17 protein-coding genes are annotated in these 23,197 nt (G+C 51.0%); 14 read left to right on the top strand and 3 right to left on the bottom strand.

What is annotated here, in order from left to right; translation table 11 throughout:
• Window positions 1-20 precede the first annotated feature (20 nt).
• Window positions 21-1,043, top strand: a complete 1,023-nt coding sequence (locus DP091_RS03420; RefSeq protein WP_113057063.1) for a potassium channel family protein — start codon at window positions 21-23, stop codon at window positions 1,041-1,043.
• A gap of 154 nt (window positions 1,044-1,197) precedes the next feature.
• Here DP091_RS03420 and DP091_RS03415 read toward each other — a convergent pair whose 3' ends face one another.
• Complete coding sequence (locus tag DP091_RS03415; protein WP_113057062.1) at window positions 1,198-2,154, bottom strand: GntR family transcriptional regulator; 957 nt, start codon at window positions 2,152-2,154, stop codon at window positions 1,198-1,200.
• A gap of 148 nt (window positions 2,155-2,302) precedes the next feature.
• On the opposite strand from DP091_RS03415, the gene DP091_RS03410 reads away from it, so the two are divergent.
• From DP091_RS03410 to DP091_RS03350, 12 genes are all read left to right on the top strand, one after another.
• Window positions 2,303-2,824 carry an HPP family protein gene (locus DP091_RS03410; protein WP_113057061.1) on the top strand — a complete coding sequence of 174 codons (522 nt, stop codon included), beginning with the start codon at window positions 2,303-2,305 and terminating at the stop codon, window positions 2,822-2,824.
• Between the two features lie 770 nt (window positions 2,825-3,594).
• Window positions 3,595-5,853 (top strand): hypothetical protein, encoded by a 2,259-nt coding sequence (locus tag DP091_RS03400; RefSeq protein WP_113057059.1) that lies wholly within the window; start codon window positions 3,595-3,597, stop codon window positions 5,851-5,853.
• Between the two features lie 18 nt (window positions 5,854-5,871).
• Window positions 5,872-7,065: a HEAT repeat domain-containing protein gene (locus DP091_RS03395; protein WP_113057058.1), complete on the top strand. Its 1,194-nt coding sequence runs from the start codon at window positions 5,872-5,874 to the stop codon at window positions 7,063-7,065.
• Window positions 7,066-7,108: 43 nt separating this feature from the next.
• Window positions 7,109-8,476, top strand: a complete 1,368-nt coding sequence (locus tag DP091_RS03390) for a glycosyltransferase family 2 protein (RefSeq protein ID WP_258394389.1) — start codon at window positions 7,109-7,111, stop codon at window positions 8,474-8,476.
• Between the two features lie 61 nt (window positions 8,477-8,537).
• The gene (locus DP091_RS03385; protein ID WP_113057057.1) at window positions 8,538-9,335 is read left to right on the top strand and encodes a response regulator transcription factor; all 798 of its coding nucleotides are present in this window, start codon (window positions 8,538-8,540) and stop codon (window positions 9,333-9,335) included.
• A 176-nt stretch (window positions 9,336-9,511) separates the two neighbouring features.
• On the top strand, window positions 9,512-10,873 hold the full coding sequence (locus tag DP091_RS03380) for a nucleotide sugar dehydrogenase (protein ID WP_113057056.1): 1,362 nt from the start codon (window positions 9,512-9,514) through the stop codon (window positions 10,871-10,873).
• 17 nt (window positions 10,874-10,890) lie between these two features.
• Entirely contained in the window at window positions 10,891-11,799 is a 909-nt protein-coding gene (locus DP091_RS03375) for a hypothetical protein (RefSeq protein ID WP_258394388.1), read from the top strand.
• A 399-nt stretch (window positions 11,800-12,198) separates the two neighbouring features.
• Complete coding sequence (locus DP091_RS03370; protein WP_113057253.1) at window positions 12,199-13,650, top strand: polysaccharide deacetylase family protein; 1,452 nt, start codon at window positions 12,199-12,201, stop codon at window positions 13,648-13,650.
• Window position 13,651: 1 nt separating this feature from the next.
• Window positions 13,652-14,965: a nucleotide sugar dehydrogenase gene (locus DP091_RS03365; protein WP_113057054.1), complete on the top strand. Its 1,314-nt coding sequence runs from the start codon at window positions 13,652-13,654 to the stop codon at window positions 14,963-14,965.
• Window positions 14,966-14,980: 15 nt separating this feature from the next.
• Window positions 14,981-16,852, top strand: a complete 1,872-nt coding sequence (locus DP091_RS03360) for a glycosyltransferase family 2 protein (protein ID WP_113057053.1) — start codon at window positions 14,981-14,983, stop codon at window positions 16,850-16,852.
• A 32-nt stretch (window positions 16,853-16,884) separates the two neighbouring features.
• The gene (locus tag DP091_RS03355) at window positions 16,885-18,642 is read left to right on the top strand and encodes a polysaccharide deacetylase family protein (protein ID WP_113057052.1); all 1,758 of its coding nucleotides are present in this window, start codon (window positions 16,885-16,887) and stop codon (window positions 18,640-18,642) included.
• A gap of 29 nt (window positions 18,643-18,671) precedes the next feature.
• Entirely contained in the window at window positions 18,672-19,760 is a 1,089-nt protein-coding gene (locus DP091_RS03350) for a glycosyl hydrolase family 18 protein (protein WP_113057051.1), read from the top strand.
• 129 nt (window positions 19,761-19,889) lie between these two features.
• On the opposite strand, the gene DP091_RS03345 is transcribed toward DP091_RS03350, so the two are convergent.
• Window positions 19,890-22,037 (bottom strand): YhgE/Pip domain-containing protein, encoded by a 2,148-nt coding sequence (locus DP091_RS03345; RefSeq protein WP_113057050.1) that lies wholly within the window; start codon window positions 22,035-22,037, stop codon window positions 19,890-19,892.
• A gap of 30 nt (window positions 22,038-22,067) precedes the next feature.
• Window positions 22,068-22,454: a YhjD family protein gene (locus DP091_RS03340; protein WP_113057049.1), complete on the bottom strand. Its 387-nt coding sequence runs from the start codon at window positions 22,452-22,454 to the stop codon at window positions 22,068-22,070.
• A gap of 184 nt (window positions 22,455-22,638) precedes the next feature.
• On the opposite strand from DP091_RS03340, the gene DP091_RS03335 reads away from it, so the two are divergent.
• Entirely contained in the window at window positions 22,639-23,148 is a 510-nt protein-coding gene (locus DP091_RS03335; protein WP_113057048.1) for a Crp/Fnr family transcriptional regulator, read from the top strand.
• Window positions 23,149-23,197 lie beyond the last annotated feature (49 nt).

Genomic DNA, 23,197 nt, shown 5'->3' with positions numbered 1-23,197 from the left:
TTCGGGAGAGGAGCAGGAACGTGCACTTTTTTCTAAGATTATCTTTGAAAATGATGCGTCTGCGTAAAACAACGATCAGCGTGATTGTAGTACTGTTTGTGGTGCTGTGCTCGACCCTGGCATTTCTGCTGGAGCCGGAAACGTTTCACCATTGGTTTAACGCCTTTTATTGGGTACTTACCACGATGGCAACCGTAGGGTATGGCGATTATTATGCAGCTACCGTGCCAGGCAAGATATTAACGATATTTATCTATATCTTTGGTATCGGGCTGCTCAGTTTGGTGATCGGCAAGGTGATTGAAGCGTTTGGAAGCATGCAGCGGCAGAGAGGAGCGGGCAGGTTGAATTTTAAGGGTAGTGGTCATGTCATCATTATCAATTGGAGCAAAAAGGCACAATCCGCTATTGAAGAGATCCTGTTGTTTGCACCGGAATCAGATATTGTTCTCATTGATGAGCTCAACCGTCATCCGGTGGAGCATCTCGAACAGGTGCATTTTGTAAGCGGCGATCCGGCAGCGGATGACGTGCTGATGAAAGCCAACATCATGGAGGCCAAATCGGCCATTGTTTTTGCGGACGCCCGAATTGATGAATCGGCTCTCGTTGACGGCAAGTCACTGCTGATCGTATCCAGCATTGAACGAATTGCGCCAAATGTACATACCACGGTTGAGATTGTGCAGGAGAAGCATGTTCAGAATTTCCGCTACAATCATGTGAACGAGTTTGTGCTCTCGCATGATGCCGTGTCCCGATTGGCCGTACGCGCAGCGCTGCAGGAAGGGAACTCGGATGTGCTGATGCAGCTGCTTAGCCGCCAGCATGGCGATGATATTTACGAAGTGGCATTGGACCCTGCATGGAACACCTACGGCGATGCCTTTTTGGATCTGCTGCGGCAAGGAGCGACGCTTATCTCCGATCGCAACGACCTCAGCATTAATCGCAAGCTCGATGTGTCGATTCCGCCGGATGCCAGATTGTACGTGGTCTCGGACGAGGCGACCTATAAGCGGATTGCCGGCAAGCTTGTCTGAAGTTGGGCCTTCAATCCGAAGCCCGTGGAACGACAGGGGACCTATGGATTTAGTGATGCCGGTATCCAGAAGTTTGAAGATTTGGCACAGATAGAAGCATCCAACCCAACAACGCCCTCTGTTTATAACAGCGGGCGTTTTCGTGCGCTAAGATTCAGACCAACTCTCTCAGAATGCTCTCGCTGCTCTTCTCCAGCGTCATGGGAAACAGCTTCACTTTACCGGGGGATAAGGCTCGAACTTCTTCATACGCGGCGTTTGATGCATAGATCAGATCGGATTCCTCGATCCGCTGCAGCAGGTCCTCCCGATTATCCAGCCCAGCCAAGCTGGCACGGACCCCTTCAATACCGGCTTCTTTCATACGGCTGGCCATCCACTGTGCACCTGCCTTGCCCAAGCAGACAAAGCTGATACCGCTTCCTGGCGTAAGCCGGGCAATATCGAGCAGGACCGATGTTTCCACGCTGGCCCCAATGACTGTTACTTTTTTGTCATATTTGCTGCACAAAGCCTTTACTTCGGTATCGTGGTTTAATGTTGTGACGATGAGGTTTGAGTACTCCAGCGCTTCGAATAAGGCTTGTTTCTCCGTCAACAGGTCCTCGAGAAATACCGTTTTCACTTCGGCACCCGTTATATGCTCAATCGTTTTCTGATAAAAGGGAAAATCATGTTCCTTGCATTCGATGAACAATATACGCTGTTTCGTGTTCAGGACAGGCTCCTGCTGCAGTGTATAGGCGAGGGATGCGGTAAAGAACTCGCTCGCCGGGATGTTAACGGAGCTTAGCTCTTCCGTCGTTCGCTCTACCAGCTCATGCATTTGCTTTCTGCGAGTTCTAAGCTCTTCTACCAGTGCGTTGTTCAATACCTGCGTTCCTTTGCCTTTATGCATCGAGACGATCCCCTCATCCTTCAACTGGTTGTAGACCAGATTTACGGTGTTGCGGTTCAGTCCCAGCAGATCCGCCAGCGAACCGGCCGGGGGCAGCATATCGAGTGGTTTAATCTGTCCAATACCAATCAACCACTTTAACTGCTCTTTAACCTGGGTACTGACATTAAGGGTGGCGTGCGGGTCGACTCGAAGCATCAGTTTATGCTGCATAACGAAACATCCTTTCCTAGTCAACTAGTAATTTAACTGTACACAATCATTCGCAAATTATCAAGAAAGGTATTGACACGCAAGGAGTGATTCATTATTTTATATATAACTAAATAACTAGTTAAATATGAATGCAGGAGGATAAACAATGAAGGATCAGGCAGCAGCCTACGTACAGAAAATGAAAGGAGGGGCTAGAAGTCCATTGACCGTTCGTCCCATCAATATTGCCATTGGCTTTATCGGTGGCGCTGTTTCCATCGGATTGTTGGCTCTTCTGACATCACTCGCAGGGAGTGTTTGGATCATGGCCCCCTTTGGGGCGAGCTGCGTGCTTGCGTTTGCGGTGTGGGATGCGCCGCTGTCTCAGCCCAGGAACATCATAGGAGGTCATCTGATTTCCACAATCACGGGACTCGCAACGCTTGAGGTTCTGGGGGACGGAATCTGGGCTATGGCGATTGGCGTCGGAGCGGCGATCAGCTTGATGGGGATCACCAAAACGACCCATCCTCCGGCTGGTGCAGACCCTTTGGTTGTGATTATGGCTGGCAACGGATGGTCATTCTTGTTAACCCCTGTGCTTGCCGGGTCCGTCATGATCGTCGTTGTGGCTCTGCTTGTCAATAATGCGGTGAAGGAGCGGAGATATCCGACTTTTTGGTGGTGAAGGCAGTTTTTTCTTTGATAAATAAACGGTAATCATGGTAACTTCTTCAATCTCATATCGCCAATAACAGACTCGGACCTACAATGGACCGGGTCTGATTTATGTTGTTGTGCCGCAGATTTTAAATTTCCCAAACTGATTTATATACCACGATGCAGGGAAAGCCAAACCGAAATCATAAAAAATAGGCGATACTTACCACTTGATCCAGGGGGTCAAGGCTATAGAATATTACACAATCCCGGTACAGGACTCTGTTCTCATTTTGTATAAAAGGTTAATATTGCCAATCCTTGACAGAATGCGGTTCTCAGCCGTTTTTTTATACGACTTTGGTATCAAATTTGTAATAACTATGGATAATGATGTAAAAATAACCGGAACTTTAGCAATTTTTTTGCGTTTAACCTTATGATTCACGAAAATTTTCTGAAAATCTTCGTCATCCTGCTGCTTTCCTCAGATGGAATGAAGTCGTGCAGTTCCAGCCTTATTCGGGCAGCGATGCTTTTCACTGCACACAACTAACATCAGGCTGTTAAGTTGTCAAATGACAGGAATGAGGAGGCAGCGGTAAGTGTTATCGGGGGAAAAATGTGAAAGAGGTTTGTTTTACTTCTTTTTGACTACTATCGCTATCGGAAAAGTTGGTAAAGAAGGAATATGGTATCGGGAACGCATCGGCTATAGAATGACGAGTATGGCTCAGTCGTCATGTGTCGGTGCAGCAACAAACATGTCATAGAAAGGGCAGGTGAGCAACGAAGACGATGAGCAGGCGAAAATGGTGGGTGATCGCAGCACTTTTTACTATAGTGCTTCTCTGCGGTGCCGCTGTAATCCAAGGATATCTACAACCGTCGTTAAAGACGTATGCGGATGCGGACGGCGTGAAAATGAAATTCAAAACAGAGGGAACCTCCTTTCTGGTATATGAGGATGACGAAGTTTGGAAAGAGGTTTTTGCCAAAGGCGTGAATCTGGGGGCAACCGTGCCCGGACATTATCCCGGTGAGCTTCCGGCAACGGAGGAGGATTACCTTCGCTGGTTTAAACAAATTGATGACATGGGAGCGAACGTAATCAGGGTCTACACCGTGCATAATCCGGTCTTCTATTCCGCACTTGTGAAATATAACCGGGATAAAGGCGATGACCCCTTGTACTTCATGCAGGGCATTTGGTCACCGGAGGAGCAGTTAATCGAGCGCAAGGATGCGTACGACGAAGAAATCGTCCAGACGTTCAAAGCGGAGATATCGAAGGCTGTTGCTGCAGTCTATGGCGATATCAACGTTGAGGCTAAGCATGGACAGTCGAGTGGCAAGTATAAGGTCAATGCAGGCAAGTACCTTATGGCCTGGCACGTGGGAACCGAATGGGACCCAACCATGGTCGATAACACCAACACGGTACATAAGGATGTCCCTCGGTATGAGGGGTCCTATTTCTCGGGGACGAAGGACGCAAGTCCTTTTGAGAATTGGCTGGCATCTTTATTGGACCATACGGCTGCCGAGGAGCAGAAGTACGGATGGCAGCATCCGATGACATTTACCAATTGGGTCACAACGGACGTGCTTGAGCATCCGGGGGAACCGCTGTTTGAAGAGGACTTGGTATCTGTCGATGCAAGGCATGTAGAACCGATGAACTGGGATGCAGGTTATTTTGCCGCATACCATGTGTACCCTTACTACCCTGATTTTTTCCGGACGGACAAAACGCTACAGACCCTTCCTGATGGGAATGGGGGTTACAACACGTACAAAGCCTATCTGCGAAAATTGAAGGCAGCTTTCGAAGATATGCCGATTATGGTCACCGAGTACGGCGTACCTTCATCCATCGGTATTTCGCACCATGGTCCCGGCGGTAAGGATCAAGGGGGGCATGATGAAGCTGAGCAAGGCTTAGTCAACGTCTCGCTGACCCAGGATATTTACGACGAAGGTTATTCCGGGGCGATCCTGTTCATGTGGCAGGACGAATGGTTCAAGAAGACATGGAATACAATGCCTTTTGAAATACCGGCAGACCGCCGGGCATTCTGGTTGAATGTGCTGACGAATGAGAAGATGTTCGGCGTGCTTGCCATGCAGCCGGGCAAGGTAGAGCAGATCACGATCGACGGGGATCTCAGCGATTGGGATAAAGTTCCCGAAGGGGAAGTCAAGACCTGGTCCGGAACGGCACCGGGCGTCAAGAACATGAAGCTGACTCATGATGAAGCCTACCTGTATATCGGCATGGAACTGGAGGAAGCGTTTGATCCCGAACGTTCCAAGCTTTTCATCGGAGCAGACACGATCCCTGGCGGCGATATCCCCAAGAAAGAATTGGCGGGACGAACGCTCAAAGGTGGAGCTTTGGAAACTTTGATCCAGTTAGGCCAAGAGGATGAGTCCCAGGTCACCATTGCGCCATCCTACGATTTCCACAGCCGGTTGTACGGCAAAGAGGGGTATTGGATGCTCCCAGAAGAGGAAGCGAAGGGGACCAAGGACGATCCTGTGGTGTCCGGAGGTTCGTTTCATGCCTGGAAGCTGGCCATCAGCCTGCTGATGAATCCGCCGGATACCCGCTTCTCCCATCCGTTTGTGGATGAAAGAGTAGGGATGCTGAAACGGGGGACCAGTGATCCGCAATCTCCGGATTTTAATTCCCTTACGGCCTGGCAGTATCAAGACAGGTTTGTGGAGATGAGGATTCCATGGATGCTGCTCGGGTTCGGGGATCCGAGTTCGCTGCAGGTGGTCGATTACAGCCCGCTTCAAGACAAGCGTACATTCAGCACGATAACAGCGGATGGAATCCGGCTGGCTCCGTGGATCGCGGAACGATCTGAGAATAACGGGCAGTCAGCATCCGGATCGGCAGTGTCCATCAACCTGGAGGAGATCGAACCTTATACTTGGGAGTTATGGGAAGCAACCAAGTACAGTGAACGATTAAAACAAAGCTATTATGATATGCAAGACATATTCACCCGTCTGCCTGAAATGGAGCGGAAACCAGATGCTAAATAAAAGGAGGAGCCATCGGATATGTTTTCAAATTTAGAAATGGCATACGTCTTTGTTTATGTATGTCTCGGCCTTATTGCAGCCGGCATTATCCTGTTGTTCCAAATGAAGATCAAGCACAATGCCATACAAAGAGAAACGGAACGCTTAACAGAAAAACATCATGACTATTTTGTGTATGTCCAGAGTCATCTGCATGACGATACGAAGCTGGAGCTTCCGCCTGGCCAATTGACTTCGGCTGAGCGCCGGGTCATTCAAGCCAAGTTTATAGAGTGGATCGAGCAATTCAAAGGGGACGCCAGAGACAAGCTCTTGCGCTTATGCCGGGAAGCCGGGTTTGTGGAAGAGGAGGTTCGGGCATTATTCAGCCTGCGGAAAGACCGCCGTATTGAGGCGGTTTACCGCCTTGGGGGGATGCGTGCGGAAGAGGCTGTGCCGCAGCTTCAGCATCTGATGAACCGCACCAAATACGGCCCGATGACCATCATCATCGCGCGGGCGATTGCCAAAAGCGCCGTTCAGTCACATCAGATTCGAGAGATGTTGTCCAAACTGCTGTCCTACGAGAAAGCCATTCATCATATGGCTGCCGATATTTTGCTTGAAACCCGGCTGGATTCGGCCAGTCTCATGCGCAAGCTCTTGGATGATCCCGATCCTGGACTGGTCAAGGTATCGCTTGTAGCCATGTGGGGGCAGGCCATTCCTGCTGTCGTGCCGGCACTTGATCGACTGGTCGGATCCGAGGAGAAGGACGTGCGAGCGGAGGCGGTCAAGCTGTATCTGGGCTCCTATCCGGCACTGAAGGATGATACCATTGCGGAACTTATGAATGATCATGAGTGGGAAGTACGCGCAGCAGCGGCCAAAGCGCTGGGACGACTGCATGCCGCAGGCAGCATTCCGATTCTGGCTTCGGCCTTGAAAGACGAGAATTGGCATGTTCGCAACAACAGCGCGGAGAGTCTTGCCATGTTGGGAGAACAAGGCTTCGAGACCCTGTGCCAAGCCGCCCTGACGGGAGAAGGTCCGGCCAGGGAGACGGCCTTGTACCGGATCGAACGGATCATGTCCAACGAAGGCGAACACGAGCAAGTCGAGCAAATGGTTGCATTTAACAAAAGAAAACTGGTGTATGATCGTTATTTCGGTGTTCAAACGAACAAACGGATCAGCACGGTTGCAGGAGTAGGAGGAGATTACACTGCTTAGAGATATCCTGCTCACTTACGGGATGGTGGCGATTTATTACGTCATGATCGTTAGCGCGCTTTATTTTGTAATTCTGATGTTTTCTTTCAGAAATATTAAGGATATTTTCAGACGCGCTACGTATTCCAAATTCAATACGCTCTCGGGTTCGGAACTTGTTCCATCGGTATCTTTGCTGGTTCCGGCCTATAACGAAGAGCTGACTATCGCGGAGAATGTCCGCTGTCTGATGACGCTGAACTACCCAACCTATGAGGTCATTGTCATCAATGACGGATCCTCCGACGAAACGTTGAGGGTGCTGATTGAGGAGTATGGTTTAACGCTGCTGCCCAATCCGGAGATCCGCGGCAACATCAGCACGAACAAGATTCGCGGCATTTATTATAATCCGCAGTACCCTCAGCTGTATCTCATTGACAAAGAGAATGGCGGTAAGGCGGATTCATTGAACGCGGGCATTAACCTGTCCCGTTATCCGCTGATTTCTTCCATCGATGCCGATTCGTTGCTGGAGAAGGATGCACTGATCCGGATGGCCCGCATGTACATGGAAAATCCGGAGGAAACGGTGGCTATCGGCGGAGATGTTCGGATCGCCAATGGCTGCGTGATTGAGAACGGAGAGGTTAAGGACGTATCCTTGCCGCGCCGGATATGGCCGATGTTCCAATCGATCGAATATTTGAAAGCTTTCCTGGGAGGGCGAATCGGGTGGAGTCATTTCAACGGGCTCATCATCGTCTCGGGAGCCTTCGGCTTGTTCCGGAAAGATTACGTCATCGCGGTGGGCGGCTATCGGGGGGGCTACCCCGGCGAAGATATGAATATCATTATCAAGCTGCACCGCTATATGCTGGAAAATAAAATCAAATACCGCGTTTCCTTTTGCCCGGAAGCGGTATGCTGGACGCAGGCGCCGGACAGCTACAACATTTTGTCCAATCAGCGCAAGCGCTGGGGACGGGGAAACTTGAAGAACATGATTGAGAACCGCGATATGGTGTTCAACCCGAAATATAAAGTCATGGGCATGTTGACGATGCCCTACAACGTTATTTTTGAAGCGTTAAACCCTTACTTCAGAATTACGGGCCTTCTGGCTCTGCTTGGATATGTATTGCTGGATATGACAAATTGGCATGTGCTGGTCGTGTTTGGACTCGTCAATTTTTTAAGTGGGTACCTGCTCAGCGTGGGAGCCCTCATCCTGGAGGAGATGGCCTTCCGCCGGTATACCAAATTGTCCGATCTGGTGAAGATGCTCTTCTTCTCGGCACTCAAATTTGTGGGTTACCACCAGTTAGGTGTGCTGTGGAGAGTACAGGGGCATATTCAATATCTGCAAAACAACAATTCATGGGGAACCATGACTCGGCAGAGCTGGAAAGATAAGAACGAGGCTGCCTGACTTCAAGGCCCGGTTCATATGTAACAGCATCAAAATATAAAGAGAGGTGGGACCTACAGTTATGTCTCAATCCGCAACATTGCAACGCGTGCAGGCCGTAGATTTTTACGGCCGCCTGGAGGAGGAAGTGAGAAACCATAGCCATGGAGCAGCATTGCTGTTTCTGTACTGTGCAGGCAATCCGTCCGAGACGGAGGCTGGGCTGGCAGAGGTTCAAAGCTTTGTGGACCAGCTGTCCGGTGAGGTACTGCAAGACACCCATACCGGTGTATTGGCCGTTACCTTGCCTGGATATTCGCTGGATGCCGCCCATTATCAGGCATTGCTCCTGAAGCAGCATCTGCAAGGCCGTTTGGAGCAAGCAGATCCGCGTATTACGCTTGCCGCGCTTACGGAAATGCCGTCAGCGCTGACGTTGAAGCAAATGGCGGAAGCGGCCAAGCTCAGCACCTCTTCGGATATTCATATATTTACGCAGGAGGAAGCAGACAGCGGTCAAAACCGCATTCTCATCGTGGATCAAGATGCCACGGTCAGGGAGTTTCTACAGATCCGCTTGACCATGCAAGGTTATGAAACGCTTGAAGCCGTAGACGGTTTGGAGGCGCTGGATCTTATTCCGAAATGGGAGCCGGATCTTGTGCTGACCGAGCTCAACCTGCATGGCATCGACGGCCTGCCTTTCATCCATCATATCCAGCAGCTGGATATGAAGGAGCCGCCGAAAATCGTGGTGCTAACCGAGAAACGAGTGGAGCAAACGATCAGCCAATGTTTCCAAAACGGGGTGGATGATTATGTAACCAAACCGTTCTCGCCGGTGGAGCTGGATGCCCGCATCCGCCGCTGTCTTCATTAAACACATCGTTACTAACGCTTCTAGTTTGATGAGAATTGATGAATGATACGTGATTAGTTGAGCTGAGAGGTTCTTTAATCGCAAGGAGAGAGTTCAACAAAACGAGGTCTGTCTTTTGGCGAATAGGCAAAAGAAACAGACGAATAGACTAAACATCCGATGGAGGTTGGATACTTGTGAATGAGGAATATGAAACTTTATTGAGTGCCATTGAGAATAAGAAAGCCGTTCTGGGTGTTGTGGGACTGGGCTATGTAGGATTGCCGCTGGCTGTGGAAATGGTAAGACAGGGATTCACGGTCATCGGTATCGACCTGGATTCAGACAAGATTGACCGCATTTACCGCGGGGAGTCCTATATTAGTGACATCTCGTCCGATGAGCTTGCGGCATGCATGGAGACCGGACGCTTTAAGCCGACCACGGATTACAGCATGATTGCTGTGATCGACGCGGTCAGCATCTGCGTGCCAACACCGCTCAGCGAGAATCAGGACCCGGATACATCCTACATTACAATGGTAGTCGATCAGCTCAAACGCTTTATGAAGCCTAACCTGTTAATTACACTGGAGAGCACGACTTATCCGGGAACCACGGAGGAGCTGATTCAACAGCCGATTGAGAAGCTCGGTTATAAGGTTGGCCAAAACTTCTATCTGTGCTTCTCACCGGAACGGGTCGATCCATCCAACAGCCGGTTCAATACCCGAAATACGCCGAAGGTCATCGGAGGAACGACGGATGCCTGCCTAAAGCTGGGTGAAGCGTTGTACAAGCAGTACGTGGAGACGGTAGTGCCCGTCAGCAACCCGAAAGTGGCGGAAATGTCCAAGCTGCTGGAGAATACGTTTCGCAGCGTGAATATTGCCTTTGTCAACGAGATGGCCATGATGTGTGACCGCATGGGCATTGATGTATGGGAAGTGATCAATGCAGCGGCAACCAAGCCGTTCGGATTCATGCCATTCTATCCGGGACCGGGCATCGGCGGCCATTGCATCCCGCTGGATCCCATGTATCTGTCCTGGAAGGCCAAGGGCTTCCGCTTCTACAGCAAATTTATTGAGCTGGCACAGTCCACCAACGATAATATGCCTTACTATGTGATCAACAAAACGGCTACGATTCTGAACGAATATGCCAAATCGATCAAACGCTCCAATATCCTGCTGTTAGGGATGGCTTACAAACCGGACATCAGCGATTTGCGTGAATCCCCGGGCCTTGAAGTATACGAACAGTTCAAGGAAAATGGCGCCTATGTGGATTATTATGATCCCTATGCCCATAGCTTTGTGGATAAGCAAGGTGAGACGGTTCGCAGCGTGGAGTATGATCTGGCGAAATTCAGCCGTTACGACTGCATCGTCCTCATTACAAACCACAGCAATCTGGATTATCATTCGATCGCTTCGACCGGCGTGCCGATCTTAGATACACGAAATGCATTTAAAGCGTTCGCCGAGCCTCATATCTACAAGATCGGCCATTCCGTTCAGCATGTAGCTGAGCCGGGTGAGGCTGTCTTGATCTGATGAAAAGGACGAGAAGAATGAGGCCTATCCATGCAAAAGCGAAGTGGATCATCCTGGTTGCCGGCATCTGTCTTTTGCTGCTGCTCCTTCTTCTTCTCCCGTCAGGCAAGGTGAATGAGAACAAGGCTACATGGCTGTGGGATGCAAGCCTGATCCGGAGTGAAACGGAGGAGATTGCAGCCTTCAGCGGCAGGGAAGGCATCACAACGATCTTTTTGCAGATTCAACAAGAGGTGACGGACGAAGAATACCGCCATTTTGTAGCTGCAGCACATCAGCAGGGGATCAGCGTCCATGCCTTGAACGGTCAGCCGGATTGGGCTTACGAGGAAGGCCGGCGAAAAGGGATGGAGCTGCTGGCCTGGCTGGAAGCGTACAATCGTACGGCTGCGCCGGAGGAGAAATTCGAGGGCGTTCAGCTCGATGTTGAGCCCTATGTGCTCCGAAGATGGGGCCGTGAACAGACACAGGTGGTGGAAGAATGGAGCGCGAACATGGAGGTTTGGGTGCAGGAGGCAAAGCGTCAGGGGCTGACGTTCAGTGCCGCCGTTCCTTTCTGGCTTGATTCGATACCTGGACCCCGCAGCGCGGATGCCGATTCGTTCAGCCGCTGGATGATTGAGAATACGGACGCGATTGCCGTTATGGCGTACCGTGACAGCGGGGAGCAGATGTATGAGTTGTCCAAGGAAGAGCTGGAGCAGGCGGACGAACTCGGCAAGTCAGTCTGGATCGGCATGGAGCTTGGGGATACGAAGGAAGGCGAGCATCTCACCTTCTTTGCCAAGAGCGAACAGGAGATGGAGGATGAAGCACTGCGCGCCGCCAAACTTGGCAGCGACCATAACTCCTTTGCGGGACTGGCCGTCCATCACTACCAGGCTTGGGTTCACAAACGAACCGCGATGGTTGGGGAAGAGCCTTGATATAAATGAGGTTCAATAGCGATTTTCAGGTTAAATGGTAACCATATGAACAACATGAATCATTCACTATTCAACATACCTTCGAAGGTCATAAGAGACTTTCGGAGGTATTTTTTTGTCTGACAGGGGGGATGGCCCCTGGTTAAATCGGAATTGTTTAGAAATTGTATAGAACTGAATTCTATAATGTGAATCATCGAGCGGCAGGGAAAAAAAGCATGTTTAGAAAAAACATGGGCAACGGATTACATAAGCGGAGCGACCGGGGTTCCTTATTGTAATTCAAAGTTATGAAAATGATGAAAATCCATGAGTTTTTCCAAAATGTTATAGCAATTGTTGAATTTTAAAAGGAGTATCCAGATGAAGAGAGATTTTAGTAAAACCCGAATGTTATACATGCTTACGAGAATGACCGGACTGTTGTTAACCCTGGCTTTACTGGGCGGATGTGGTCTTTTTGGAGGTAAGCAAGCTCCCAGCGATGAAGCGGGCGGCTCGACAGCGACAGTTCAAAAAGTGGAACGGTATACGGGGGAGAAGAGCAGGGAAATCCCGTTTGTTTACACGGCGAGGAAAGAATTGGCGCTCACCTTTAACGGTATGGGCGATAAAGCGACCATGATGGCCCTGATCGATGAGCTGGATGCCTATGGAATCAAGGCGACCTTTTTTCTTCCGGGGATCCGTGTGGCGGAGGAACCGGACATTGCGGATGCCATTTTGTCCAGAGGTCATGAAATTGAGAACAATACGCTCAATCAGCTCGATATGGATCAGCTTGATTACGATCAGATCTATAAGGAAATCAAACTCGCGAACGATGTCATTAAGCGGGAAACAGGCGCGCAGCCCCGCTATGTGCGGACACGCTCGGGCGATTATCCGGAAGAAGTACCGCTGGCAGCTGCACATCTTGGAATGAAGGCCGTTGTAAGTTACAACATTAATCCCAAGGATCGCAATATGCAGAGCGCAGAAGAGATTGGAGAGTACGTGACCAGGTACATCTCCAGAGGCGGCATTATTTCCATGAATACCGATGTCAATCCGGAAGTCATTTCTTCTATTAAATACATAGCCCAGGCCGTGGACGATATCGGATATCAATTGGTTACGCTGGATGAGCTGGTGCAGAATGGCGGCGTGCGAAAACCGCTCGAGTTAATTCCGGGATACGACGCTGCTAGAATGAACCCGGATTATGAACAGGCGAAATATGAACTGGTTTATAAAGTCAATACCAACAAAAAAGAAGTTGCCCTGACCTTTGATGATTTCGGAAGTGACAAAACGGTAACCCGCATCCTTGATATTTTGGAGGAGCATGATGTGAAGGCCACCTTCTTCCTGCGGGCCAAAGGTGTGGAAAGCAACCCGAATTTGGCGCGGGCGATGGTGGAAGGCGGACACGACGTGGCCAATCATTCCTACAGCCATCCCGTCGTTACATCGCTGACGCCGGAAGAGCTGCAGAAGGATGTCGTCAAGGCCCACCAGGTTATTACGGAGGCCATACAACAGCAGCCTGTCATGCTGTTTCGCCCGCCGACCGGCGTGGTAGATGACGAACGGGCCAAAGCGCTGGCGGCTGCCGGTTACCCCGCCATTGCGATGTACGATGTGACTACGCTGGATTGGGATATTTCCAACAGTGCCGATGATATTGTCAACGGAGTTATGACCAAGACTCAAAAGGGAAGCGTCATTTTGCTCCATATGCTGGATGACATTCATACCATTGAGGCCCTGCCCAGAGTACTCGAAGGGCTGAAGAATAAAGGATATACGTTTGTAAAAATGGCGGACATGATGCAACTACAGGACAAAGCCGCAATGGAGATGGAATAAGATGGAATTATATATAAATATGTTGGACCGCGTGGACAAATTAGCGGTCGTCGGTCTTGGATATGTCGGTCTGCCGCTGGCGGTCGCATTCTCAAGAAAGCTGGATGTCATCGGATTCGATCTGAGCGAGGCCAAGGTGCAGCAGTACCGCAGCGGATTCGATGCTACCGGTGAGATCGGGGATACTTCGCTTGCGAACTGCGGGGCTTCCTTCACCTCGGATCCGGACAAGCTGAAGGAAGCGCGCTGCTTTATTGTCGCCGTTCCGACACCCGTAAAAAGCGGAAATGTCCCAGACCTGAAATTCGTGCGCAATGCCAGCCGTTTGGTCGGCCGCGCATTGACCCGGGGAGCGGTTGTTGTGTATGAGTCAACGGTTTATCCGGGCGTTACGGAGGAAGTTTGCATTCCGATTCTTGAAGAGGAGTCCGGCCTGCGCCTGGGTGAGGATTTCAAGGTGGGGTATTCCCCGGAACGAATCAACCCCGGAGACCAGGTTCACCGACTCGAGTCTATCGTGAAAATTGTGTCCGGCAATGATCCGGAGGCACTGGAGACGGTTGCCAGCCTATATGAGCTGATCATTGATGCAGGCGTTCACCGGGCTGAAAGCATCCGGGTGGCGGAAGCAGCCAAGGTCATCGAGAATGCCCAGCGCGATATCAATATCGCTTTCATGAACGAGCTCTCCATGCTGTTCAACGAGATGGATATCGATACGAATGCCGTGCTGCGGGCTGCGGAAACGAAGTGGAATTTCCTCCCGTTCCGGCCGGGGCTAGTTGGCGGACATTGCATCGGAATTGATCCTTATTATTTGACGTATAAGGCCGAGGATACGGGATATCATTCCAAAATTATTTTGGCCGGGCGGCATATTAATGACGGAATGGGGAAATACATCGCCCAGCATGTCATTAAACTCGCGGTTCGCCAAGGTATCGATCTGATGAGGGCGAAGGTGGCGGTAATGGGTCTGGCCTTTAAGGAAGACTGCCGGGATATCCGCAACTCCAAAGTAATCGATATTATTACGGAGCTGCAGGACTACGGAATTCAGCCAATGGTCGCGGACCCGCATGTGGACCCGCATCAGGCTTATGAGGAATATGGTATCGAACTGTCGGACATGAGCGAATTGAAAGACATTCAGATTGCGGTTGTCGCCGTCGCTCACCGGGAGTTCAAGCAGCTTGGGATTGCCGAATTCAAGGACATGTTTAGCTCTGAAGGGGCGAAGCTTCTGATTGATGTGAAGGGAGCTTATCCAAAAACCGAATATGAAGCAAATGGCTTTCATTATTGGAGTTTGTAACGATGGGAGAAAGCAATGAGGATTATAAAAAGAAAGCAACCGAAGAGCACTAAAGAAGTTCTTGCGGTTCCGCGTACGGATAGACGTACTCTTTCCTATGTACCTGACCCGGAGCAGATTCGTTTGAACGCGGACCGGAGAGGCAACCGGGCTGAGCAGCCCGGGGATGATTTGTCCAGCTCTGAATATTTAAATAAGATGCGTATGCTCAGCTTGCGTTATGAAGCGGAATTTGAAGTATGGATCGTCCCCAAGGGAAAAAAGAAAAAAGCCGGGATTAAGGGACAGGCAGCCGACATTTCGGCCACGGGTCTGCTGCTCAAGCTCCCGGACGCTTCTTCAGGTCTTGAAGTGGGCGACACGGTGAAGGCCCGATTCCGCATCCCGCCAGGCGCGATGCCGGAAGGTTTCGAATCCGCTGTTAGGATGGATGCAAGCGTCGTTCGTCGGGCCACGAATTCGACGGAACCCGGTGAAGAACATATGCTTGCCTTGGAATTTGAGAAGCCGCTGACTGAATACTTTCAACGCAAACGGTGGGGCTATTCCGTATATTCTGCCAGCGCGTTGATGTTCATGGCGGTGCTCTTCATTATGCTGATGCGGGCCGAGAGCATTATTTATTTCAAATACAATATGGTGCTGTATTTGTACAGCTTAATCGCAGCCCTGTTTTTGCTAACTCGCTACCTGTTCGGGGCGTTGTATCGCGATGTGCCGATCAATCCGGATTATACACCGGGGGTTTCGATTATCATCCCCTGCTTCAATGAAGCGGATTGGATTAAACGTACGATTCTCAGCTGTATTAATCAGGATTATCCGGTAGATAAGCTGGAGGTCATCGTTGTGGATGACCGATCGACAGACCAATCGGTGCAGCAGATCAAGGATATGATTGAAGTGATTCACTCCGAGGCGGAGCGTTACGCTACCCGCGAACGCTTGTCCTATACGGTGCTGCCGGAGAATGCGGGCAAGCGGGTCGCCTTGGTCAAGGGCGTGGAGATGGCGAAGCATGATTTGGTGGTGTTTGTGGACTCCGACAGCTTTCTGGACCCGACGGCGATTCGCCACCTGGTTCAGCCTTTTCAGGACCCTAAGATGGGCGGCGTGGCCGGACGGACGGACGTCGAGAATAAATATACCAATAACATGACGAAGCTGCAGACGGTCCGTTATTACATTGCTTTTCGGATCATGAAGGCGGCGGAGTCCTGGTTTGACAGCGTGACCTGCTTGTCGGGCCCGTTATCCTGCTATCGGAAAGATCTGATCCTGCAGCATGCGGACGCATGGCTGAACCAGAAGTTTCTGGGCAGACCCGCCACCTTCGGGGATGACCGAAGCATGACGAACTTTATATTGAAAACACATCGCACCGGTTACCAGGATTCGGCCATATGCTCGACAATTGTCCCTTCGCAGATGAAGGTGTTCCTGAAGCAGCAGATGCGCTGGAAGCGCTCATGGTTGCGCGAATCGCTCCGTGCCGGAAGCTTTATTTGGCGCAAAGAACCGTTTATGGCATTGTTTTTCTACATAGGCCTAATCGTGCCGATTGCCGCGCCTGTCGTGGTTGCCTATAACTTGATGTACGTGCCGATCGTTCACGGCATTTTCCCGGGGACCTTCCTGATGGGATTGCTGCTGATGGCGCTGCTGATGAGTCTTGCCCACCTGCTGTTCCGCAAGAGCAAGCTCTGGGTGTTCGGCTTCGTATTCTGTCTGTTCTATGAGTTTGTGCTGTTATGGCAGATGCCGGTGGCCTGGTTTACCTTCTGGAAGTCAACATGGGGGACCCGGGAAACACCGCAGGATATCGAAGCGAGAGAGAAGAAGGAAGCCCGCAAGCGTAAAGGCAAAAAATTCGGATTACCGTTCTGATCGTGTCAAAGCGGTTGAAGTGAGGATGACAAATGAGTAAAAAACAAAATGCAGCCCTCAATGTTCAGCGAAAAAATCGCCGCAAAATCATCAAAGTTACGGCGCAGGTCGTTGTATTGGCCGTAGTAGCCGTCCTGCTGGCGAACGCGATTTTCGATTTTCGCACCTATAAGGAGCCGGACCGATCAGCCTGGCGTCAGGATCAGGGCTTCATTGCGCTATCCTATTTCGGAGTCGGCCGTACCGGGACATCCAAGCTCGTATCCAAGAGCCAGCTGAATGCACAATTGAAGGCCTTATATGAACAGGGCTACACCACGATTTCGCAGCAAGATATTATCGATTATTATCGTAATGGCAAGAAGCTGCCGGATAAAGCGCTGTATCTGTCCTTTGAAGATGGACGGAATGACTCCGCGCTGTTCGCGCAGCCGCTGCTGGAGAAATACAACTATAAGGCCACATTCCTGTCCTATGCGGACAAAATGGGTAACAGTGAACGGAAATTTCTGCAGCCGAAGGATATGCTGAAGATGACCCGCACCGGTTATTGGGAGCTGGGGACCAACGGCAACCGGCTGACTTATATTAATATTTTTGATAGTGAAGGCCGTTATATCGGCGTTAAGGATGAGGGGGAACTGACCAGCAAATCCAACGTGGAGTATTACAACCACTACTTGATGGATTTCATTCGCGACGAGAATATGATACCGCTCGAGAACCGCGCGGAGATGGAAGAACGGATTCAAGCTGACTATGAGGCAATGAAAAAAGTCTACACGGAATCGCTGGGCTACGTTCCAGGGACGTATATGATCATGCACGCCAATGCGCTTGGCAGCGGCATGAATCAGCTTGTGGCCGATGCCAACACGGAGCAGATTGAGCAGTTGTTTGGGATGAATTTCAACCGGGAAGGTATGGCCTTCAATTCGCAGGATAGCGATCTTTATAATCTGACTCGGGTCCAGCCTTCTCCTTACTGGTCCACCAATCACCTGTTGATGAAGCTGCACAAGGACCAAGGACAACCTATGCAGTTTGTGCGGGGGGATAAGCAGCAGGCTGACAAGTGGGAGCTGCTCGCCGGAGCGGTTGAATTTGCGGATAACCGTTTCGTGGTCACATCGCCTCCGTCCCAGGCAGGGACGGTTTATTTAAAAGGCAGCGAAGAGACTGACGTAACCGTCTCGGCTAAAGCACTCGGTAATGTGGTAGGACGGCAGTCCATCTATGTCCGTTACGACCGGACCAGGGGTTCTTACTTAAGGCTCCTTCTGGAGAACAACAACGTGGTGGTAGAGCAGAAGAGAGCGGGTCAAGCGCCCGAGGAACTGTTCACTTATTCTTTGCCGAAGGTCGAGTGGGGTGAAGAGGATCTGCGATTCGACAAGGCATCGGTATATACCAAGGAGCAGACGCAGGCCGGAGATCGGGATGATGAGAATGAGTATCCGGTCAACATACTTGGCAACCGCTCGCTGGAGATTTCGGTGAAAGGCCATTCCGTGTCCGTGAGTGTCGATCAACAGTTAATTCTGGACCAACAGCCTGTGGATGTTTCGATTGGCGCTGGGGGCGTGGCGTTTGAATCGCAATATCACGAGCAGAATGAGAAAGATGATATTTACGACGCTATTTTTGAAGATGTCACCATAACATCAGAGCCTGCGGGCGGCGATCGGAAGCAGCTGTTTACGAACAAGCCGTCCGGATTGACCGGAGTCCTGACAGGTGTACAGAGAAGCATGAGCCGGGCGGTTGACTGGGCAGTGGAGACCTTTTAAAATTCGGATAGCGTAGGACGTGAACTAGGATGAAGAATCGCAGGAGGAAATGGGCAGGAGCAGTGGTGCTGGTTGCTTTGTGCGCTGCTGTCTCCTCCTGGTGGCTGCGCACCGAAGAGCAGGAGAAAGCACTGCAGGCTCAGCTACCGCCAACGGGAGTTAAGCTGTCTGCTTGGATTACGGATTGGCAGTGGAGGACGGGCATAACGGATATGGAGCAGCTCGGCAGCGAGCTTGAAGAGATCCATTTTTTTGCAGCTTACTTCAATCATAAAGACGAACTCCATTTCACTTCGGATTTTCGGGAGGGGCTGCCTGAATTTCAGCAGATTTCCCGGAAAGGGGAGCAGCCACGCCGGGTCCTGACCATCGTAAACGATCGTTTCGATACCGATGGGACGGCGGATCAGAAGGATCCTGAACTCATCTCCCGGATCGTGGCTACTCCGGAAAGCCGGAGCCTGCATATCGGGCACATTCTGGCTGTGGTATCCCAGCATGGCTTTCGAGGCGTGGAGCTGGATTACGAAAAGGTACGCAAGGCAGATTGGGCGAAGTTGTGCGCTCTGTACAAGGAGCTGTATGAACGTTTGCAAGCGGAGGGTTTCACTCTTCGAATCGTCCTGGAGCCGGGGATCTCCCAGTCATCCTTAGAGTTGTTGCCGGAAGGTCCGGATTATGTCCTGATGGCCTATAACTTGTACGGAGGGCATAGCGGACCGGGGCCGAAGGCGGATCATGCCTTAATCAGAAAGCTGGCGGACAAACTGCGCGGGATTCCGGGAGACCATGCCATCGCACTGTCGGTTGGAGGGTTTGACTGGGCGAAGAACGGCAAGGTTGTCTCTTTAACGGAGAAGCGTGCGGTGGAGCTGGCGCATTCCATCTCGAAAGTGCCGGAGCGGGATTCGACAAGCGGTGCCCTGTATTATGAATATACAGACGACCAAGGCATCGGCCATACGGTATGGTATGCAGATGGTATGACCATTACCGGCTGGATGGATACGACGAGAGAAGCGGGTGTTTCGAAGATTGCGATCTGGCGGCTTGGGGATATGGAAGAGGACACGTTGAAACAGCTGAAGGTTTATCACCAGCAATCCCAACAAAAGTGAAACTTATATGAAAAAAGGACATCCCATGGCTCTAAGAAGCTGCTTGGGATGTCCTTTTGCGTAAAGCATGACTCAAGTTGTAATCAGGCAGTCTTTTTGCGCGGAGATACGATCCGAAGGAGGGCTGGATTAATGGATGAGTTTCGAGGCTCTCGCTTTACGGACAAGACCGCCGCTGGCCCGGTTAATCGGTTTCTTGAGCGCAATCCCGATCATCAGGGCAATTGCGGCAAACACCAGCATGAACAGGACATCCCGGATGACAATACCCCATAGGATGCCGCCAACGGCTTCCCGCATCATGCTAATGGCGTAGGTGAACGGCAGATATGGATGCAATGCCTGGAAGAAGGGCGGCGTCATCTGGATCGGGAACGTTCCTCCCGCGCCTGCGAGCTGCAGCACGAGAAGTATGATGGCCATCGCTTTTCCGACATTGCCGAATACGGACACCAACGTATATACAATCAGCATGAAGATGGAGCTGATCAGCAGCGCAAACAGGATGAACCAGCCCGGATTTACCACATAGGTCTGCAGTAAATAGATATCACCCAGGGTGACGAATAGCGCTTGGAACAGGGCAATGGTGAGAAAGGTTAAATAGCGTCCGAAGTAAACCTCGATGCTGCGGAAGCTTCTCTCTTCATCATGAACCTCAACGGAGAGCAGGGAAACGAGCAGCAAGGCACCTACCCACAAGGATAAAGTCGTGAAGAAGGGAGACATGGCAGACCCGTAGTTCGGGATCGGATACAGGCGATTTTCTTCCAGCGTAACAGGTTCGGCAAAAAACTGGCTTTCGAGCTCGAAATTATTTTGAAGCAAATCGATAACCTCTTGGATATCTCCTTCAGCTTCCATCTCACGGAGCCGATTCGCCAGCTGCGTGATCCGAAGCTCGGCCTCCGGCAGACGGCTTTGGGCAAGCTGTACTTCTTCTCCGCCTGCTTTGAGACCTTTCCGGGCGTCTTTGAGCAAATGCTGAATGTCAGGGACGCTGGCAAGCGCCTGGGTCAGCTCCTGCTGAACACGCTTGGCCGTGCCTGCGCCCTTGGTGAAGGCTTTGCTTATCGCTGGGCCGATCTCCGTATCGTAGCGGCTTAACAGCGTGTTGGTCAGTCCCGTCATGTCATCGTTCAGCTTCTTCAGCTTATCGATGGAATCCGCCGGCGCTTCTTCTCCCCGTTCCACAGCTTTGGCTATCGTTTGGAGGACGGATTGAGCTGAGGTCCATCGTGCGGCAATATCCTCGAGCTTGGCCGCCCCGGAAGCTGCTGCCGGGGAGATGGTGCCCAGCCGCTTAAACAATTGACCCAGCCGGGCTGCTGCTTTCGCTGCAGTCTCTGCGCGTTCCTGCGCAGCGTTCAGGCGGCTGGCAAGCTCCTTCGGGTCAATGTCGGCTTGCCCTAGAGCGTCCAGCACTTGCGAGAGCGCTCCGGTGGTTGCAGCAAGCACCTCCAAGTCCTGACGCAGAGCAGGCTCCAGCGATTTCGAGGCACCGGCTGCCTGATTCGCGAACTCCGCCAGCGCACCGGCCATGGCTTTGCCGTCCGTGGCAATCCCTTCAAGGCGAGGCAGGGCGGCGTCGGCTTGCTGAATCAATCGGTTGGCCAGCTTAATATCCTTTGCGGCTGTGCCTACCGCTTCATTGAGCTCCGGAAAGCTTTTTTCGAGCCGAAACAGAAGACTTCGTACTTTATTGATGGCCGGGAGCTGGTTCTCGATCTCAATTCCGAGCGTGTTGAAAATCTCGAAGATGGTGCCGTTGGCGGTTTTGATGAAATTTTTGCTGATTTCCTCCACAACGCCGGATGCACCCTGGGCCGTCACTTTGGGAGAAATGGCGTTGATTTTTTCGTTCGTATAATAGAGAATTTGAGCTTTGACAGGCTCATTGGTCAGCACGGTGCCGATCCGGGCAGAGAAGTTCTCCGGAATAATGATAGCGGCATAATCATCGCCGCGCCGTACACCCTGAACGGCGTTCTCGCTATCATGCGTAAAACGCCATCCCAGCTTCTCATTGTGATGGAGGGACTCCACGATTTCTTTACCCAGGTTAATGGGCTGATCGCGGAGGGTGGTGCCTTTATCCAGGTTGGCAACGGCGATGGAGACGCCGGAGGTCTGGCCGTAGGGATCCCAAGAGGCCTCAATGTTAAACCAGGCATACAGGGAAGGAAGAATAGCGAGCCCGACGATGATGACGCCTGCAGCCCAATTACGGATGATTCTATGGATATCGGCAGAATATATGTGGAAAATATTCTTCATGGAGCGCTCCTGTCTTGTACGTAGTTGGTGCTAGTATGCCGCCAAATCCGTGCCAAGATACGAAACGAGGCGATCCTTTATCTCTTCCTTGAAGGAGTGCCATTCGCAGAGCAGACAGCCATCATATCCGCGGCATAAATACTGGACCCGCAGCCCTTCCTCAGCTGTACCGCTCTGGCTATGAATCCGGATGCCGCGCCTTCTCATCTGTTGTCGTAGGAACCAGGCATGATCCGAATATCCTTTTTTAATGAGCTGCAGATTTAAGATATAGAGCTCACCCATTTTCAGTTTAAGGGTCTTGAGAATCTGAATATCCCGCTCGAGAACGGATTGAATGAAGTGATGCAGCAGATAATCTCGGATCAGGGCTTCGTCTTCTAGCGAAGGTGGAGGAGGAGTGGAAGGTTTCATCATAAGAGACACATCCTCAAACATAAATAAATACAGGAACATATGTTCCATTATACACATGGTATGCCAACAATATACGGCGCGCAACCATTAATTTCTGGTAATCGTTATTTGCCTCCAGTGGATTCATGGGGGCATATCGTTTACACTCCTGATAACTGCATTCATCAGGAGGCGATTTATTAATATGATTCTACATAAAGGCGAAATACTGTTCAGGCAAGGAGATAGCGGCGATCATCTATATCACATCCGCAGCGGAATGTTCAAGGTAACCCGACTCCACCCGAATGGCAATATGGTGCTTTTTAATATTTTATATCCCGGTGAAACGGTGCCGCACCATTCCCTGATCAGCCCGAAGGAGACACACGGAACGGCGATCGCTCTGATCCAGAGCGAAGTGGAGATCATATCGGCGGAAGCGTGGTACCGCCAGCTTGCGGAGGATCCGCAGAAACCGCTCGAGGTTGCCAGATTGCTGCAGGAAAAGGTGCGGTTCATGCAGATGAGATTGGATCACTTGACGGTCGGAGGACCTGCGGAGCGGCTTGAGCTGCTGATCCAGTGGCTGGATGAGTATTCACAGGGAATACACCTGACCGAGTATCTGACACAGGAAGAGATCGGACAGCTGATCGGCGTCAGGAGAGAAACGGTAAACCGGCTGCTGCGGGAACAGGGCAAGCATATCTAGTTCCGAATTTTGAGGACGGTATGAACGCCAGGGTACATAGGTTTATAAA

The organism is Paenibacillus sp. MDMC362, assembly GCF_003269305.1.
GTDB lineage: Bacteria > Bacillota > Bacilli > Paenibacillales > Paenibacillaceae > Paenibacillus_AQ.
This window is presented reverse-complemented; position numbering and strand designations above follow the sequence as displayed.

Bases quoted from the DNA above. Each gene is read 5' to 3' on its own strand.
- DP091_RS03395 (WP_113057058.1), top strand. From the start codon at position 5,872: ATGTTTTCAAATTTAGAAATGGCATACGTCTTTGTTTATGTATGTCTC.
- DP091_RS03375 (WP_258394388.1), top strand. From the start codon at position 10,891: ATGAGGCCTATCCATGCAAAAGCGAAGTGGATCATCCTGGTTGCCGGC.
- DP091_RS03335 (WP_113057048.1), top strand. From the start codon at position 22,639: ATGATTCTACATAAAGGCGAAATACTGTTCAGGCAAGGAGATAGCGGC.
- DP091_RS03415 (WP_113057062.1), bottom strand. From the start codon at position 2,154: ATGCAGCATAAACTGATGCTTCGAGTCGACCCGCACGCCACCCTTAAT.
- DP091_RS03345 (WP_113057050.1), bottom strand. From the start codon at position 22,037: ATGAAGAATATTTTCCACATATATTCTGCCGATATCCATAGAATCATC.
- DP091_RS03365 (WP_113057054.1), top strand. From the start codon at position 13,652: ATGGAATTATATATAAATATGTTGGACCGCGTGGACAAATTAGCGGTC.
- DP091_RS03360 (WP_113057053.1), top strand. From the start codon at position 14,981: ATGAGGATTATAAAAAGAAAGCAACCGAAGAGCACTAAAGAAGTTCTT.
- DP091_RS03390 (WP_258394389.1), top strand. From the start codon at position 7,109: ATGATCGTTAGCGCGCTTTATTTTGTAATTCTGATGTTTTCTTTCAGA.
- DP091_RS03350 (WP_113057051.1), top strand. From the start codon at position 18,672: ATGAAGAATCGCAGGAGGAAATGGGCAGGAGCAGTGGTGCTGGTTGCT.
- DP091_RS03400 (WP_113057059.1), top strand. From the start codon at position 3,595: ATGAGCAGGCGAAAATGGTGGGTGATCGCAGCACTTTTTACTATAGTG.
- DP091_RS03370 (WP_113057253.1), top strand. From the start codon at position 12,199: ATGCTTACGAGAATGACCGGACTGTTGTTAACCCTGGCTTTACTGGGC.
- DP091_RS03340 (WP_113057049.1), bottom strand. From the start codon at position 22,454: ATGATGAAACCTTCCACTCCTCCTCCACCTTCGCTAGAAGACGAAGCC.
- DP091_RS03410 (WP_113057061.1), top strand. From the start codon at position 2,303: ATGAAGGATCAGGCAGCAGCCTACGTACAGAAAATGAAAGGAGGGGCT.
- DP091_RS03355 (WP_113057052.1), top strand. From the start codon at position 16,885: ATGAGTAAAAAACAAAATGCAGCCCTCAATGTTCAGCGAAAAAATCGC.
- DP091_RS03385 (WP_113057057.1), top strand. From the start codon at position 8,538: ATGTCTCAATCCGCAACATTGCAACGCGTGCAGGCCGTAGATTTTTAC.